Source organism: Defluviimonas sp. D31 (assembly GCF_033436765.1).
In the GTDB taxonomy this organism is placed as follows: Bacteria; Pseudomonadota; Alphaproteobacteria; order Rhodobacterales; family Rhodobacteraceae; genus Albidovulum.
Window position 1 is genome coordinate 215,871 of record NZ_JAWQFN010000005.1, and the last position, 16,353, is coordinate 232,223.

16 protein-coding genes and 1 riboswitch are annotated in these 16,353 nt (G+C 68.1%); of the genes, 11 read left to right on the plus strand and 5 right to left on the minus strand.

The features are described 5' to 3' along the window. Positions 1–34: 34 nt before the first annotated feature. Complete coding sequence (locus R5H32_RS11600) at positions 35–1,000, minus strand: NAD(P)-dependent oxidoreductase (RefSeq protein WP_318338838.1); 966 nt, start codon at positions 998–1,000, stop codon at positions 35–37. A gap of 490 nt (positions 1,001–1,490) precedes the next feature. On the opposite strand from R5H32_RS11600, the gene R5H32_RS11605 reads away from it, so the two are divergent. The 7 genes from R5H32_RS11605 to R5H32_RS11635 all read left to right on the plus strand — a co-directional run bounded on the left by R5H32_RS11605 (position 1,491) and on the right by R5H32_RS11635 (position 8,255). Beyond that, positions 1,491–2,993, plus strand: coding sequence for a hypothetical protein (locus R5H32_RS11605; protein WP_318338839.1), 1,503 nt, complete (start codon positions 1,491–1,493; stop codon positions 2,991–2,993). A 27-nt stretch (positions 2,994–3,020) separates the two neighbouring features. Further along, positions 3,021–3,145: riboswitch (TPP riboswitch) on the plus strand. A 99-nt stretch (positions 3,146–3,244) separates the two neighbouring features. Then, complete coding sequence (gene thiC / locus R5H32_RS11610) at positions 3,245–5,035, plus strand: phosphomethylpyrimidine synthase ThiC (RefSeq protein WP_318338840.1); 1,791 nt, start codon at positions 3,245–3,247, stop codon at positions 5,033–5,035. Continuing rightward, a complete protein-coding gene (locus R5H32_RS11615) occupies positions 5,035–5,979 on the plus strand; it encodes an FAD-dependent oxidoreductase (protein WP_318338903.1) in 945 nt (314 codons plus the stop codon). The genes thiC and R5H32_RS11615 overlap by 1 nt, the downstream gene beginning before the upstream one ends. Further along, the gene (thiS, locus tag R5H32_RS11620) at positions 5,969–6,166 is read left to right on the plus strand and encodes a sulfur carrier protein ThiS (protein WP_318338841.1); all 198 of its coding nucleotides are present in this window, start codon (positions 5,969–5,971) and stop codon (positions 6,164–6,166) included. The genes R5H32_RS11615 and thiS overlap by 11 nt, the downstream gene beginning before the upstream one ends. Position 6,167: 1 nt before the next feature. Then, complete coding sequence (locus R5H32_RS11625; protein WP_318338842.1) at positions 6,168–6,926, plus strand: thiazole synthase; 759 nt, start codon at positions 6,168–6,170, stop codon at positions 6,924–6,926. Continuing rightward, positions 6,926–7,510: a thiamine phosphate synthase gene (locus tag R5H32_RS11630; RefSeq protein WP_318338843.1), complete on the plus strand. Its 585-nt coding sequence runs from the start codon at positions 6,926–6,928 to the stop codon at positions 7,508–7,510. The genes R5H32_RS11625 and R5H32_RS11630 overlap by 1 nt, the downstream gene beginning before the upstream one ends. Before the next feature lie 16 nt (positions 7,511–7,526). Continuing rightward, a complete protein-coding gene (locus tag R5H32_RS11635) occupies positions 7,527–8,255 on the plus strand; it encodes a hydroxymethylpyrimidine/phosphomethylpyrimidine kinase (protein ID WP_318338844.1) in 729 nt (242 codons plus the stop codon). Positions 8,256–8,420: 165 nt separating this feature from the next. Here the strand turns inward: R5H32_RS11635 and R5H32_RS11640 are convergent, their stop codons facing one another. Continuing rightward, entirely contained in the window at positions 8,421–8,642 is a 222-nt protein-coding gene (locus R5H32_RS11640; protein WP_318338845.1) for a hypothetical protein, read from the minus strand. 98 nt (positions 8,643–8,740) lie between these two features. Further along, positions 8,741–9,703: a hypothetical protein gene (locus R5H32_RS11645; RefSeq protein ID WP_318338846.1), complete on the minus strand. Its 963-nt coding sequence runs from the start codon at positions 9,701–9,703 to the stop codon at positions 8,741–8,743. Positions 9,704–9,893: 190 nt separating this feature from the next. Between R5H32_RS11645 and R5H32_RS11650 the strand changes: the two genes are divergently transcribed. The 3 genes from R5H32_RS11650 to R5H32_RS11660 are packed head-to-tail and all read left to right on the plus strand — an operon-like array spanning position 9,894 to position 12,720. Then, positions 9,894–10,664 carry a hypothetical protein gene (locus R5H32_RS11650; RefSeq protein WP_318338847.1) on the plus strand — a complete coding sequence of 257 codons (771 nt, stop codon included), beginning with the start codon at positions 9,894–9,896 and terminating at the stop codon, positions 10,662–10,664. A 44-nt stretch (positions 10,665–10,708) separates the two neighbouring features. Then, on the plus strand, positions 10,709–11,368 hold the full coding sequence (locus R5H32_RS11655) for a response regulator transcription factor (RefSeq protein WP_318338848.1): 660 nt from the start codon (positions 10,709–10,711) through the stop codon (positions 11,366–11,368). Further along, positions 11,368–12,720, plus strand: a complete 1,353-nt coding sequence (locus tag R5H32_RS11660) for an ATP-binding protein (RefSeq protein ID WP_318338849.1) — start codon at positions 11,368–11,370, stop codon at positions 12,718–12,720. Before R5H32_RS11655 ends, R5H32_RS11660 begins: the two co-directional genes overlap by 1 nt. Before the next feature lie 63 nt (positions 12,721–12,783). On the opposite strand, the gene R5H32_RS11665 is transcribed toward R5H32_RS11660, so the two are convergent. After that, a complete protein-coding gene (locus tag R5H32_RS11665) occupies positions 12,784–14,151 on the minus strand; it encodes an NAD(P)/FAD-dependent oxidoreductase (protein ID WP_318338850.1) in 1,368 nt (455 codons plus the stop codon). 163 nt (positions 14,152–14,314) lie between these two features. Here R5H32_RS11665 and R5H32_RS11670 point away from each other — a divergent pair, with 163 nt between their 5' ends. After that, positions 14,315–15,610 carry an ABC transporter substrate-binding protein gene (locus R5H32_RS11670; protein ID WP_318338851.1) on the plus strand — a complete coding sequence of 432 codons (1,296 nt, stop codon included), beginning with the start codon at positions 14,315–14,317 and terminating at the stop codon, positions 15,608–15,610. 2 nt (positions 15,611–15,612) lie between these two features. Here the strand turns inward: R5H32_RS11670 and R5H32_RS11675 are convergent, their stop codons facing one another. Beyond that, positions 15,613–16,323 (minus strand): FadR/GntR family transcriptional regulator, encoded by a 711-nt coding sequence (locus R5H32_RS11675; RefSeq protein ID WP_263334143.1) that lies wholly within the window; start codon positions 16,321–16,323, stop codon positions 15,613–15,615. Positions 16,324–16,353 lie beyond the last annotated feature (30 nt).

The following is a 16,353-nucleotide window of genomic DNA, read 5'->3' on the forward strand; positions in this document are numbered from 1 at the left end:
TCCCTTACGTCCTGATCTCAATTTGTGCCAACCTTCAATCGCATGCACCACTTAACTCAATACGGCTTTGCCGGACCACATCGGGCGGCACCGCGAACGGCACCGGAACCAGCGCCAGCGGCCGGCCGCGCGCGATCAGATCGTCCCGAAACCGACGCAGACCTGCCTCAAGCGCGATTTCGGCGCGCCAGCCCAGAACCTCACGGGCACGCGCGGGATCTCCGACGAAACCGCGCACATCGTAACTCCGCCGGTCCACACCCGTTACCGGCGTCGCGGACCCGGCGGTGGCGACCGCCGAGCGGGCCAGTTCCAGCAGGGTCGTCGGCACGCCGCTCGACAGGTGCACGGTCGGCACCGATGCCGCGCCCCCCGAAAGCATCTCGGCCGCGACCAGCAGCCCCTTCACGCAATCCTCGACATGCACGAAGTCGAGAACCATGTCGGAGCCCGAAACCTGCAATTCCTCGCCCGCGAGCGACCGCCACAGGAACGCGGGCACGGCGCGATCCGGATGGTCGTTCAGGCCGCCATAGACGTTCGAGAGCCGGAGGATGCCGCACCGAAGCCGGTCGGCGCGGGCGGCTTCGATCAGACCCTCGCTCTCGGCCTTGCTGCGGCCGTAGTGGTTGATCGGGCGTATCTCCGCGTCTTCCGTCACCGGAAGCATGAGCGGATCGCCGTAGACCTCGCGCGAACTGGAGAACAGAAGCCAGGGCTCGGGGCGCTGCCGGGCCACGGCAGCGAGGACGGCCGCCGTTCCGCCCACGTTGACGTCATGACAGAGCCGCGGATGGATTTCGCCCCACATCACCCGGGAAATCGCGGCGAGATGGACCACCCCCTCGCAGCCGCGCATCGCGCGTTCGAGGTTGTCCGGATCGCGAATGTCGTCGCCGAGACGGATGTCGTAGGCGACCACATCGTGTCCGCCCGCCCGAAGCGACTCCGAAAGCCAGCGCCCCACGAGCCCCTCGCTGCCGGTCACAAGAAGCCGCATCACCGCCCCTTTCCTTCGCGGGGACAATCACAAACCCCATCGCGCCGACCTGCATGCCACCGCCCGGCCAAGACATCCGGTTCCGGACAGCCGGGCGCGTTGGAGGCATTTGTCCACCGATCCTGCATTCGGCCCGTCCCAAGAGCTGCCAGAGGTCGCGACCTCCGGGAACCGCGACTGATTGTGCGCAGATACTACACGCGAAGGCATGTTTTCGGAACAGGTGTGTTTGCCGCATTCCATATCACATCCGAAAACCGAAGCCGCCCCTGCGGCACCCACTTGCCTGCCGCAAAGTCTTTCCCTGATAATGACATGCGCATCCGACGGCATGCCGGTGCGTACCGATCGAGGCAACCCGCAAGGCCGCACCGATGTCAGCCGGAAACCGCAGGCACATGGCCCGAAGCGCCGGGCACAGGATCGTTCCGGTATCGCGGCTCGGGACGCGCCCGCCCGTGAGCCTGCCCCCTGTCGCGAGCCGGACGCGATGACGACGATGCGCCCCGCCCTCTGGAGCGTTCTTGCCGCCGGGCTCTGCCTTTCGGTCTGGCTCGCCAACGGGGCGCCGCTCTTCTACTTCGACACCATCGGCTTTCTCGATCAGGGCGACAACATCCTGACGTCGCTGGGCCTGCCCGCCGATGACCCGGCGGCGGCCGGGCCGGGCGACGCGGACACGCAGCCCGCCGCCGCACCGGCCGAGGACCGCGTGGTCAATGCCAGCCGCTCGGCGATCTACGCCCTTCTGCTCGCAGGTCTGGAACGGGCGACCGGCCCCGGCGGGATCATCCTCTTCAACCTTTGCTTGCTCTGGCTTGCGGTGTGGATCGCCGCCCGGCAGATCCGCCGCGCGGGCCCGGCCGCGCCGCCAGCCTCGGGCATGACGGCGATCGCGCTCGCCGCGGGCTGCCTCGGATCGGCGCCGTTCTACGTCGCGTTCCTGATGCCGGACATCTTCGCGCCGGTCCTGATCCTCATGCTCGCGGTGCTGTGCGCCTTCTGGGCGAGGATGGGGCGGGCCGACCGGCTGGCGGCGATCGCGCTGTCCCTCGCGGCGATCCTCGTCCATCCGTCGCACCTCTTGATGGCGGCGGTGATCCTGCCGGTCGGCCTCATGCTGGCGCCCGCGGCGGCGGGCCGCCGGTGGTGGACCGCGCTCGGCCTGATCGGGCTTCTGGTCGGCACCGGCGTCGCCGAGCGGATGCTCTTCGGCTATGCCGTCGAGCGTTTCGAGAAGAAGACCGCCCACTACCTGCCCTTCGTCACCGCGCGGCTCATCGGCGACGGCCCCGGACGCCTCTATCTCGCCGAACATTGCCCTGACCCGGAACTGGCGACCTGCGCGCTTTTCGACGTGCTGGCGGCGGGCGAGGATCCGCAGCGGTTCTATGCCCCGAACATCATCTTCGCCCGGAGTCCGGAACTCGGCTCGCTGAGGCGCCTGCCGCTCGACGCGCAGCAGGCGATTTCGCGCGAGCAGTTGCGGTTCCTCGCGGATGTCGCGAGGAGCGATCCCGCGGGCCTCGCCTGGGCGCTGATGCGCAATGTGGCGACCCAGATCGGCTATTTCCGGGTCGACATGACCATCCCCTCCGAGGCGCTTCTGGCCATGCCCGATCCCGACGGGCCCTCCTCGGCCTTGCGCGCGGGGCGCATGACCGGGGCCGATCGCCACTGGCTCGCGCCCCTCGCCTGGCTCCACGGCGCGGTCTACCTGCTGTCCGCCGCCGGCCTTGCCGGGCTGTGCCTCGGCCGCCGCCTGCCGGCCGATCTCCGCGCGATGGCGGTCATGGTTCTCATCGGCATCGCCGTGAACGCCCTGGTCTGCGGCGGCGTGTCCGAACCGGCGCACCGATACGGCGCGCGGGTCTTGTTCCTGCTGCCGCTGACCCTTGCCCTGCTCCTCTGCGTGCGTCCGGCCGCGGCCCGCGACAGCGGAACCCGGCGCCGCAGCGGGATCGGGCGCTCGGACCCGCACGACGGCGCTTGACGCCCGCTCGCTGCCGCGCATAACGTGCCGCTACGTCAGGGGAGTCCCGCCAAGGGGACTGAGAGGCTGACAGCATGGGCGACCATGCGGTGACGCGACCCTTTGAACCTGACCCAGTTGATGCTGGCTTAGGAAGACCGAAGGGTGCCATCCGGCCTCTTTGGGCCGTGTGGCCCGCCAACGGGGCCGAAGCGGTCCCTTTCTGCCTCATGTGTTGCTTGGGTCTCATCGAGTGCACTTGAGGAGACGCCATGACCACGCCCACCACCGCGCCCCGGATCACCACCGGCGCCCTGCCCGCTTCCTGCAAGATCCATGTTCCCGGCCAGATCCACGACATCCGCGTGCCGATGCGCCGGATCGCGGTCGGCGGCGGCGAGGCGCCGCTGACGGTCTACGACAGCTCGGGCCCCTACACGGACCCGGCCGCCGCGACCGACATCGCGACGGGCCTGCCCGTCGTCCGCAACTGGCTCACGCCCCGCGACGACCTCGAAACCTACGCGGGCCGCGAAGTCACCGCCGCCGACAACGGCTTTGCCGAGGGCGCGCGGCTGGTGCCGGCCTTCCCTTCCCGCCGCCAGCCGCTCCGCGGCAAGGACGGCCGCGCGGTCACGCAGATGGCGAGCGCCCGCGCCGGCGTGATCACCCCCGAGATGGAATTCGTCGCGATCCGCGAGAACCTCGGCCGAATGGAGGCCTGGCACGCCGCGCGCGACGGCGAGGACTACGGCGCGTCGATCCCCGACCTCGTGACCCCCGACTTCGTCCGCCGCGAGATCGCCGCCGGCCGCGCGATCATCCCCGCGAACGTCAACCACCCCGAATTGGAGCCGATGATCATCGGCCGCAACTTCCTCGTGAAGATCAACGCCAATATCGGCAACTCCGCCGTCACCTCCTCGATGGAGGAGGAGGTCGACAAGATGGTCTGGGCGATCCGCTGGGGCGCGGACACGGTGATGGACCTCTCGACGGGCCGCAACATCCACAACATCCGCGACTGGATCCTGCGCAACGCCCCGGTGCCGATCGGGACCGTGCCGCTCTACCAGGCGCTGGAGAAGGTCGGCGGCATCGCCGAGGACCTGAGCTGGGAGGTGTTCCGCGACACGCTGATCGAACAGGCCGAGCAGGGCGTCGACTATTTCACCATCCATGCCGGGGTGCGGCTCCACATGATCCCGATGACCGCGAGCCGGGTGACCGGCATCGTCAGCCGCGGCGGCTCGATCATGGCCAAGTGGTGCCTGCACCATCATCGCGAGAGCTTCCTCTACGAGCATTTCGACGAGATCTGCGACATCGCGCGGGCCTATGACGTCTCGTTCTCCCTCGGCGACGGCCTGCGCCCCGGCTCGATCGCGGATGCCAACGACGCGGCGCAGTTCGCCGAGCTGGAGACGCTCGGCGAACTGACTAAGGTCGCCTGGGCCAAGGACTGCCAGGTGATGATCGAGGGGCCGGGCCATGTGCCGATGCACAAGATCAAGGCCAACATGGACAAGCAGCTTCAGCATTGCCACGAGGCACCGTTCTACACGCTCGGGCCGCTCACGACCGACATCGCGCCGGGCTACGACCACATCACCAGCGCCATCGGCGCGGCGATGATCGGCTGGTTCGGCACCGCGATGCTCTGCTACGTCACGCCGAAGGAGCATCTCGGCCTGCCCGACCGCAACGACGTGAAGACCGGGGTGATCACCTACAAGCTCGCCGCCCATGCCGCCGACCTCGCCAAGGGCCATCCCGGCGCGCAGGCGCGCGACGACGCGCTGTCCCGCGCCCGGTTCGAATTCCGCTGGGAGGACCAATTCAACCTCTCGCTCGACCCCGACACCGCCCGCGCCTTCCATGACGAGACGATGCCGAAGGAGGCGCACAAGGTCGCGCATTTCTGCTCCATGTGTGGGCCGAAGTTCTGCTCGATGCGGATCAGCCACGACATCCGCGCCGAGGCCGAGAAGGCCGCCGGCATGGCGCGGATGGCCGAGAAGTTCCGCGAGGGCGGCGAACTGTACCTGGACGTCGCGGAATGATGTTCTCGGTCCTCGGGGCCGGCGTCGCGGGGCTCTGCGCCGCGACGATGCTGGCCGAGCGCGGCGCGCTGATCGAGGTGATCGACCCCGCGCCCGATCCGCAGGGCGCCTCCTGGTATGCCGGCGGCATGCTCGCGCCCTTCTGCGAGGGCGAGAGCGCGCCCCTTTGCGTCGTCGAAAACGGCCGCCGCGCGGTCGATTGGTGGGCGGCGCGCGTGCCGGGCGTCGTCCGGCGCGGCACGCTCGTCGTCGCCCCGCCGCGCGATCGGGCCGAACTCCGCCGCTTCGCCCGCGCCACCACCGGCCACGCACCCGCCGATCCCGGCAGCCTCGAGCCCGACCTCGCCGGGCGCTTCGCCGAAGGGCTCCACTATGCCGACGAGGCGCATATGGATCCCCGCGCGGCATTGGCCGCGCTCCGGGCGCGGCTCGCCGCGATGGGGGTCGCGCTGCGCCTCGGCACTGACGCGAAACCACGCGGGCAAACAATCGACTGCCGGGGCCTCGCTGCGCGCGACGCCCTGCCCGAACTGCGCGCGGTCCGGGGCGAGATGCTGCTGGTCGAGGCGCCCGAGGTGACGCTGACCCGCACCGTCCGGCTCCTCCATCCGCGCTTTCCCTGCTACGTCGTCCCGCGCGAGGGCGGCCGCTTCCTCATCGGCGCCACGATGGTCGAGAGCGACGACCCCGGCCTGATTTCCGCCCGCGCCACGATGGAGCTCTTGTCGGCCGCCTACGCGCTCCACCCCGCCTTCGCCGAGGCCCGCGTGATCGAGACCGGTGCCGGCCTGCGCCCGGCCTTTCCCGACAACATCCCCCGGATCGTCGAGCGGAACGGCCGGATCCACCTCAACGGCCTTTACCGCCACGGCTTCCTCCTCGCCCCCGCGCTCGCCGGGGACCTGGCCGCCACGCTTTACCAGGAGACCCGCCATGCGTCTTGAACTGAACGGCGAGCCCGTCGAGGTCCGCGCGACGACGCTGGCCGAGCTGGTCGAGGAGCAGGGCTACCAGCCCCGCGCCGTCGCCACCGCGCTCAACGGCGTCTACGTGCCACTCCACTGCCGCGCCGCGACCGCGCTCCGCGACGGCGCCAAGATCGAGGTCCTGTCGCCGATGCAGGGGGGCTGAGATGGTCTACGGCACCGCGCTTTCCTCGCGCCTGATGCTCGGCACGGCGCAATACCCCTCGCCCGCGGTCCTCGCCGAGGCCATATCCGCCGCCGGGGCCGAGGTCATCACCGTCTCGCTCCGCCGCGAGGGGCCGGGCGGCGGCGCCTTCCGCGAATTGGTCCGCGCCTCGGGCTGCCGGATCCTGCCCAACACCGCCGGCTGCCACAGCGTGAAGGAGGCGGTGACGACCGCCCACATGGCGCGCGAGCTTTTCGGCACGAACTGGATCAAGCTCGAGGTGATCGGCCATGCCGACACGCTGCAGCCCGATGTCTTCGGCCTCGTCGAGGCGGCGCGGATCCTCGCCGCCGACGGCTTCGCGGTCTTTCCCTACACGACCGAGGACCTGATCGTCGGCGAACGCCTGCTCGCGGCGGGCTGCGAGGTGCTGATGCCCTGGGGCGCGCCGATCGGTTCCGGCCAGGGCCTGCGCAACCGCGAGGGGCTCCGGGCGATGCGGGCGGCCTTTCCGGGCGTGCCGCTGGTGATCGACGCCGGGCTCGGCGCGCCGAGCCAGGCGGCCGAGGCAATGGAGATGGGCTATGACGCGGTGCTCCTCAACACCGCCGTCGCCAAGGCCGCCGACCCGGTCAGGATGGCCCGCGCCTTCGCGCTCGCCGTCGAGGCGGGCCGTGCCGCGCATCTCGCGGGCCTGATGCCGAAGCGCGACATGGCGCAGCCCTCCACCCCGGTCTTCGGCATGGCGGAGCTCGCCTGATGGACCGCTTCTACCTGATCGTTCCGGACGCGGAGACCTTGGCGAGGCTCGTTCCGCTCGGCGTCCGGCTGGTGCAACTGCGCCTCAAGGACGCGCCCGACCGCGCCGCCCAGATCGCGCGCGCCATCGCGCTCTGCCAAAGCCACGGCACGGAACTGGTGATCAACGATCACTGGCGGGAGGCGATCGACCTCGGCGCCGGCTTCGTCCATCTCGGGCAGGAGGATCTCGACACCGCCGACCTCTCCGCGATCCGCCGCGCCGGTCTAAGGCTCGGGATCTCGACCCATGACGAGGCCGAGCTCGGCCGCGCGCTGTCCTGCGACCCCGCCTATGTGGCCCTCGGACCGGTCTACCCGACGCTCCTGAAGCAGATGCCCTGGGCGCCGCAGGGGCTTGACCGCGTGCGGGAGTGGAAGCGCCGGATCGGCGCGCTGCCGCTCGTCGCCATCGGCGGTCTCACGCCCGACCGGCTGCCCGGCGTCTTCGCCGCCGGCGCCGACAGCGCGGCGGTGGTGACCGACATCCTCCGCGACCCGGACCCCGAAGCGCGCACAACCCACTGGATCAAGGCCACCCGATGAGCGGAGCCCGCAGCGCATGAAGACCGTGCTCGTCATCGCCGGGTTCGATTCCGGCTGTGGCGCCGGGGCGGCGCGCGACCTCGCCGTGCTGTCCACGCTCGGCTGCGCCGCGCGGGTCGCGCTGACGGCGGTGACCGCGCAGACCGACCGGGGCGTCACCGCCTGCCAGTTCGTGGCGCCCGCGCTCCTCTCGGCGCAGATCGCGGCGGCCTTCGACGCAGGCCCCATCGACGCCGTGAAGATCGGCATGCTCGGGGACGCGGGCTCCGTCGCGGCCGTCGCGGCGGCTCTGCCCCGCGGCATTCCGGTCGTCCTGGATCCGGTCCTCGCCGCCTCTTCCGGCGCGTGCCTCCTCGACGCGCCGGGGAGGCACGCCCTCGTCGCGACGCTCATGCCGCTGGCCACGGTCGTCACCCCGAACCTGCCCGAGGCGGCGTTGTTGACTGGACGCCCGCCCGCACGAGACGAGCCGGAACGGGTGCGCCAGGCCAAGACGCTGCTCGCGCTCGGCGCTGGGGCGGTCCTGCTCAAGGGGGGCCACGACGACGGGCGGGACGCTTGCGACTGGCTGTTTTCGGCGGGGGGCCTGTTGACGCTCCGCTCCCCGCGCCAGCACCGCGGGCGCAGGGGAACCGGCTGCACTTTCGCGACCGCCATAGCCGCGGCCCTCGCGAACGGGGCGCCGCTCGATCGGGCCGCGCAGGACGCGAAGGCGATCACGGCAACGTATATAGCGGGACGCTAGGGGGCCGGTGGAGGTCATCTGGACCGACCCGGCGGGAAGCGGGCTGTTCCGATGAGCGGGCCGGACAGGACCCGCGGGCGACGCGCGGGCCTTTCACACGGCCAGATCTGCCGGGCAATCCGGCAGCGGGTCCGGTTCAGGGCGCCGCGGCATGTCGCTTTGCGGTCAGTCTCTCAGGCGATCGTCGGAGCTACCGACCACCCTGATGAGCGGCCGCTCCGTGAAGAACGTGAAGAAAACGTCAACTACAAGAACGGCTGCCCTGGTCAACGGCCAGAGCGCCAACATGGAAATCGCGGTCTCGAGTTCCTGCATCACAAAAAACAAGCAAAACGAAAACAAGGCCAGAACAAGAGCGATGCGATCGATAATCCTATAAAGGGTCATGTCTCACCATCCGTCTCGTTTGTTTTTAATCTCCTCTCAACTGCTCAACCTCATTTGTTTCTTGTTAGTGCCGGCGCAAGCTGCCGGCTCCGGCGGCCTCACTCGATGACAGGCGCCGGATCCTCCACCACGAACTCGGGCTCCTCGACCGGCAGATCCGCGACCTCGTCGAACTCCGCATCGGGCAGCGCCCGGCTGACACCAAGCTCGGAGGCAAGCTCGTCCAGAAGATCCTCTGTACGCTCCGGGCTCAGCGGCTTGTTCGACTCGCCGACGATGCGGGCTTCGGAGTCGGACAGGAAGCCGTCGAGGGCCATCTGCTCCTCGGTCTCCTGGATGTTCATCGCCTCGGCGTCGGCGGCGGCCTGGGCGCCCGCCAGATCGACGCCGTCGCAGTTCGCGTCGCAGCGCACTATGCCGTCCTCGACCGAATAGACCGGGTCGCTGACGAGCGCTCCTTCATTGAGGAAATCGGCCAGATCCTGGTCTGAGACCTCGATCGCGTCAAAGTCCACGAACGTGTCGAGCGCGGCCTGCTCGCTTTCCGACAGCTCCTCGCCGGCCGCCGCCTTGGCCGCGAGCTGGTACTGCGAGAGCGCGCCGATCGTGCCGTTGAAGTTCTGATTGCGGATATGCGCGTCAAGCGCCGCCTGGTTGGCATGCGCGGCGTTCCACTTGCCCTTCTCGCTCGGATGAAGCGGCTTGCTGACGTCGTCATCGTATTCGGCTGCCGCGAGCTTGGATTTGCCGTAGGGCATCGGCCTGACCCTGGATTTTCCCGGGACATCACCGCTGTCGAGGCTCTTGTGCGCGCTCTTCGCCGCGCTCTTGGCGCCGTTGCTTCCCTTGCTCTTGCCGTTCCCCTTGGTGCTGCTCTTGCTGGCGCCCTTGCCTGCGCTCTTTCCGGAGTTCTTTTCGCCGCCTTTGCCGTTGCCGTTTCCATTGCCGTTCTTGGCATAGGCGGCATCGGGCATGGCAACCGTCGCGACGAAGGCCACAGCCCCCAGCGAGGCGATCGCGAAGCAGGCGGCTTTCAGGATTGTGTTGGCAGACGAGGGCATAAGTCGCTCCGGCAAATTCAGGTTGCAAGGCCCTCTCGCCACCTGTCCGGCAGGGCCGCGGGATCGGCGGCCATTGCACGGGAATCGAAGACGGACCTGTCGTTATCCTGAAAAAAAGCACAGACCGCTTGAACCGAATGACAACATGTCGTTCATCTTCGGTTCATCTTGGGTTTGCTAAGAATTTTTAATGATCAGGCGCGTCGTACTCGCATGTCTTGTTGCTCATGCCCTTGCGCCCGTCCCGGCGCAGGCGGCGAGCGTACGCGAACTGAGCCAGAAGGAATTGCGCCAGAGCGTCAACGCGGGCCGCAGCCTCGGGCTTCAGAAGATTCTGTCCTCGATCTCGTCCAGGGTTTCCGGCGACCCCGTCGATGTGCGCGCCTTCGACGCGGACGGCATCTGTTACAATGTCCTCGTGATGCAGCCCAACGGAAAGCTGGCTTCCGTGGTCGTGGATGCCTCGACCGGGGCCGTCCTGTCGCGGTTTTCGACGCGCGCCAAGGCGGTGCGGGAAGCCGCCCGCACGAAGAACAACGGCAAGACCGCCGCCGCGCAGAAGGTCGGCAAGGCAACGAGCAGCAAGAGCACCGCGAGCAAGAGCACCGCGAGCAAGAGCGGCGCGAGCAAGAGCGGCGCGAGCAAGAGCGGCGCGAGCAAGAGCGGCGCGAGCAAGAGCACACCCGGCAAGAGCAAACCAAGCAAGAGTAAACCAGGCAAGAGCAAGAGCAAGGGCGGCGGCAGCAGCAACGGCGGCGGCAGCAGCAACGGCGGCGGCAGCAGCAACGGCGGGGGCAGCAGCAACGGCGGGGGCAGCAGCAACGGCGGCGGCAGCAGCAACGCCGGCGGCAGCAGCAACGGCGGCGGCAGCAGCAACGCCGGCGGAAACGCTGGCGGCAACAGTGGCGGCAACAGTGGCGGAAACGCTGGCGGCAAAGGTGGCGGCAAAGGGCCTAAGTAGTCTATCATCCGCGAAGCACTCACCAGCCGGGGCCGTAACGAGACATGCGGATACTGATTGCCGAGGACGAAACCGTTCTGTGCGAGCAGATCAAGCGCGCGTTGATTGCCGAGGGCCGGGCCGTCGATGTCGTTCATGACGGCGATGAAGCAGCCTTCATGGGCGGCACCGAGCCTTATGACCTGATCATCCTCGATATCGGCCTGCCGAAGAGGGACGGGCTCTCGGTCCTGAAGGAATGGCGCGGCCAGGGCGTCGCGACACCCGTACTCATCCTGACCGCGAGGGATGGCTGGACCGAACGTGTCGACGGCCTCGACGCGGGCGCGGACGACTACATGTCAAAGCCGTTCCACATGCCCGAGCTCTCGGCCCGCGTCCGCGCGATGCTGCGCCGCCGGTCAGGAACGGTCAACCCGGTCTTCCGCAAGGGCAGTGTCGAGTTCGACACCCGCAACAACCGCGTTACCTCGGGCGGCTTCCCGGTCGAGCTGACCTCGCAGGAGGCTGCGGTCCTGTCCTATCTTGCGCATAATGCCGGGCGGCTCGTATCGCGTACCGAACTGGTCGAGCATATCTACGAATATGACAACGACCGCGATTCCAACACCATCGCGGTCTTCATCACACGACTGAGAAAGAAACTCGGGCCCGACTTCATCCAGACGGTCCGCGGCCGCGGTTACACCATAGACAACAGCTGATGCGGTCCCTTCGGCAGCGCGCTATCGTCGGCGGCCTGATCTGGGCCGCCATCGCCCTGGCGATCGGCGGGGTGGCGCTCTACTACATCTTCGATGCCGCGACCCAGCGGCGGTTCGACGACACCCTCCTCGACCGGCACCTGCAACTCGTCTCGGCGCTCGGAAACACCGGTGGCGACGTCGAACTGATCGAGGACTTCCTGACCGATCCGGCCTATCTTCGCCCCTATTCGGGCCGCTACTGGCAGATCTCGGGCGCCGACACCGACACGGTCGCCTCGCGCTCTCTCTTCGACTCGCTCCTGCCGGAGCCGCGCGACCCCGCGCCCGAGCCGCAGTTCTGGACCGGCGCCGGCCCGCAGGGCACCGTGCGCGGCGCCTATAGCCTGGTCGAACTGGATGACGGCACGTCATGGACCGTGATGATCGCGGAATCCCTGGCCGCGCTCGAACTTGAACGCCAGCGGTTTCGCCAGGGCTTGTTCTCGACGCTGGCCCTGATCGGCGTGCTCGGGATCGCCGGCGCGATCCTGCAAACCTCGGCGATCGTGCGCCCGCTGACCAAGCTGCGCGAGGATGTCGCGCACCGCTGGGACCGCGAGGAGGCGCTCGATCCCGGCGACTATCCCAGCGAGGTCGCCCCGCTGGTCTCCGACATCAACACCCTGCTGGAGCGCAACCGCGACATCGTCGAGCGCGGCCGGCGGCAGGCGGCCGATCTCGCCCATGCGCTGAAGACGCCGTCGGCGATCCTGCGCAACGCGCTCGACTCGCTGGAGCGGGACGGCACCGACATCGGTCCGGCGAAGGAGGCGCTGGACCGGGTCGATGCCCAGCTCCTGCGGTCGCTCGCCCGGATCCGCGCCGCGAACAGCGGCGGCGCGACCCAGGCGCTCACGAACCTTTCCGGTTCGGTCGACCGCATGGCGCGGCTTTTCCGGTCGATGCCCTCCACCCACTCGAAGAGGTTCCTCACCGAGACGGACCCCGATCTCCGGATCCGGATGGACATGCAGGATCTCGAGGAGGTTCTGGGCAACATCCTGGAAAACGCCTTCCAGTGGTCGCGCCGGACGGTGCGGCTCACCTGCGGCAATTCCGAAAACGAAACCTGGATCGCGGTCGAGGACGACGGCCCCGGCATTCCTGACCAGGATCGCCGTGAGGCTTTGCGCTCAGGCGGGCGTCTCGACACCTCCGCTCCGGGGACGGGCCTCGGGCTCGCGATCGCGACCGATCTCGTGCAGGCCTATGGCGGCGCGATAGCGCTTAGTGGGTCGGAGGATCTCGGCGGACTGAGCGTCCGGATCTCGATCCCGACGCGGCTCGGGCTCGGTCCGGTCCGGACATGATCGCGGCGGCCACGGGGAGTGGCCGCCGCGCCGGTTCGGACCCCAGGGAAGCGGGGGTCGAACCTATTCCGCCGCCGCCCGGGCGGTCCCGGTCTGCAGGTAGGATTCGAGCGAGTCGTCGAGCGCGTCCTTCCACGGCGTGTGGTGCAGAGGCGCCATCGTGCCGGTGATGACCGAGCGGTAGGCGTTGTTGCGGAAGCCCATGATGTCCTGCTTCTTGTGGTCCTTCCACTCGAAGAAGGCCTCGCAGGCGCCGTCGACGTCGAAGCTCGGGTAGTCGGTCTCGGAGATCAGTTCCTTGACGTAGTCGCCCTGGTAATGGATCGCGTCATGCGCGTCCTTGCCGGCATCCTCGCCCGCCACGCGGTCGACGACGTCCTTCATCAGCACCGCCTTGTCGGACGGGATCGCGATCCGCCCCATGATCGCGTCGCGCACCCACCAGGCCTGCGCGTCGAACATGTTGAAGGTGAACCACTGGTCCTGCATCCCGAGGTAGAACATCGCCGGATTGTGGACATAGACGACGCCCTTGTAGAGATCGTTCGTCGCTAGCCGGTTCGCGGTCTTCAGCCGCAGGTCGTCCGGCAGGAAGTTGAAATAGTGCTTGTAGCCGGTGCACAGGATGATCGCGTCGACGACCTTCGTGGTGCCGTCGGCGAAATAGGCGGTGTTGCCGTCGACCTTCTCCAGCGCCGGCTTCTCTTCCCAGTTGTCGGGCCACTTGAAGCCCATCGGCGCGGAGCGATAGGACGACGTGACCGACTTGCAGCCGTACTTCCAGCACTGCGAGCCGATGTCCTCGGCCGAGTAGGAGGCGCCGACGATCAGGATGTCCTTGCCGCGGAACTCGCGGGCATCGCGGAAGTCATGGGCATGCAGGACACGGCCATTGAACGTGTCGAAGCCCTCGTAGAAGGGCACGTTCGGCGTCGAGAAATGGCCCGAGGCGCAGATCACATGGTCGAAGTCCTCGCTGTAGGTGCTGTCCTTCTCGTGGTCATGCACCGTGACGGTGAACTTCTTGGTCTTGTCGTCGAAACTGACCCCGCGGACCGCGGTGTTGAACCGGATCCACTTGCGCACGTCGGCCTTCTTCACCCGGCCCTCGATGTAGTCGAAGAGCACCGCCCGCGGTGGGTAGGAGGCGATCTGCTTGCCGAAATGCTCCTCGAAGGAATAGTCGGCGAATTCGAGGCCTTCCTTCGGGCCGTTCGACCAGAGGTAGCGGTACATCGAGCAATGGACCGGCTCGCCGTTCTCGTCGAGGCCGGTGCGCCAGGTGTAGTTCCACAGGCCGCCCCAGTTGGACTGCTTCTCGAAGCAGACCAGTTCGGGGATCTCGGCGCCCTTCTGTGCGGCGGACTGGAAGGCCCGCAACTGGGCCAAGCCGGACGGGCCGGCACCGATGATGGCTACGCGTTTCCTCATTTCGACCTCCTGGTGGTATGAACCAATTTCGCGATTTGGTTCCTTTGGTTTGGACCAGACTGGCGAACCGGTTGCCCGCCTGTCAATAAAAAGTTTTGCCTATGGGTAATATTGCGCCGTGAAAGGGCTACACAACGCATGAAAAGGACGTAATATCGGTGACATGAGCTCAGGAAGTTTTGCGCAGAGATTGGCCGTGAAGGGTGCGCTTCCCCGGCTGACCACCGGGATCGCCGACACGATCAACATCGGATTCGTCGCCCCGCTGACTGGTCCAGTCCAATCCTGGGGCCTGCCCGGCCTCAACGGCTGCCAGATCTGGGCCGACCGAATCGGCCGCAAGGGCGGGCTCCAGCTGGGCGGCCGGCGCCACAACATCCGCATCCTGCCCTACGACTGCCGCTACGACCCGAAACTCGCGCGGGAGGGCGTCCGCAAGCTGGTGCAGGAGCATGACGTCAAGCTCATCCTCTCGCTCGGCGGCGACACTTTGTCGGCGGTGATGGACTACCTCACCGACCGCAAGATCCTGACGGCGACGCTCCTGCCAAGCGACCTGTCGCCCGACACGCCCTACCTCATCGCGCCGAGCGAACTGCACCCGATCTACAACGTCACCGGGGTCGACTGGCTGTCGCGGACCCGCCCCGAGATCCGCCGCGTCGCGCTCTGCAGCCAGACCGACGCGCTCGGCCTGCCCTCGCTCGCGACCTACCGGGCGGCCTTCGACGCCGCCGGGATCGAGGTGGTCAAGGAGATCCGCTACGACCCGGACGCCGCCGACGCGGGCGCGATCGTCGCGGCGATGCTGGCCGACCATCCCGACATGCTCTGCTGGTGCACGAGCTACACGCCGATGGTCCATGCCCTGACCGAGGCCGCCCATGCCGCGGGCTTCACCGGCCAGCTCCTCTCCTGCACGCTCGACGCCTATCCGCGGCTGGTCGCGCGCACCTCGCGCGCCTTCATGGAGGGCTTCGTCTTCCAGTTCCCCGATTTCGACGACCCCGCGCTCGCCGAAAAGGCCTTCTTCTTCAACCGCCCGAAGGATTTCTACGACGAATACCAGCGCCGCTTCCCCGACAGCTGGAGCGCGGTTTCCTGGGAATATGCCGCGATCCTCGACATCTGGCACACGGCGGCAGAACGCGCGGGCAGCGTGACCTCGATCTCGGTCCTGGCCGCGATGAAGCAGTCCGGCGCGGTGATGCATGCCTTCGGGCCGGCCGCCTGGTGGGGGGCGGAGATCTTCGGCATCGACAACGCGCTTGTCGGCGACTGGCCGGTGGTGCGGCTCACCGACGGCAAGGCGCGGATCGTCGAGTTCGGCTCGATCCCCGACTGGCTCGCAGAGCACGGGCCCCGCCTCAAGGCCCAGATGATCGAGCTCGGCCAGATGTGGGACCAGCGCCAGGCCCGCGCCGGCAGCAAGACCGCGCTCGCGCGCCGCAGCCTCTAGGCTCACATCTCCTGCAAGAGCAGCTTCTGCTCCTCGATCAGGTGGAGCTTGATGAACTCGACCGCCGCCTCGATGTCGCGCGAGGCGATGGCGTTGAAGAGCGTGTTGTAGCGTTGCTGGTACTCGCCGATCCGCTTCGGAGTCAGGTGCCGCCGGAGAAGCGCGGCGCGGAAATTCTGCCGGCAGGAGTCGATGGCAAGCTCGTAGCAGGCCGCCAGCAGCGGGTTGCCGGTGCCATGCGCGATCTGGCGGTAAAGCTCCTCCTCCTGGCGCACGAAGGCGGCAACGTCGGTCCGCACCTGCTCCATCTGCGACAGGGTCTCGCCCAGCGCCTCGATCTGGCGCGGCGTCATGTTGATGATCGCGAGCCGCACCATCTCGGGTTCGAGGATGCCGCGCACGACGAGGTGGTTCAGCGGGCTCGTGTTCGAGGCGAGCGCCGAGGGCGCGGCGTTCGTCTGCGCCTCGGCGTTGTAGGTCACGAAGCTGCCGCTGCCGGCGCGGCGGCGGATCACCTTGCGGGTCTCCAGCACGTCGAGCGCCTCGCGCACGGTATTGCGCGCGACCCCGAGCTCGGCCGCGAGCGTCCGCTCCGAGGGCAGGCGCTCGTCGATCGCGTATTCCTCGGCCTCGATGCGGCCGAAGATCGTGTCGATCACGGATTGCACGGTGGCGCCGATGGTGCTCTCGGCGGCCTCGGCGGGTTTGGACATGGCCAGACGGTTGTTCACGGCGGGATCCCG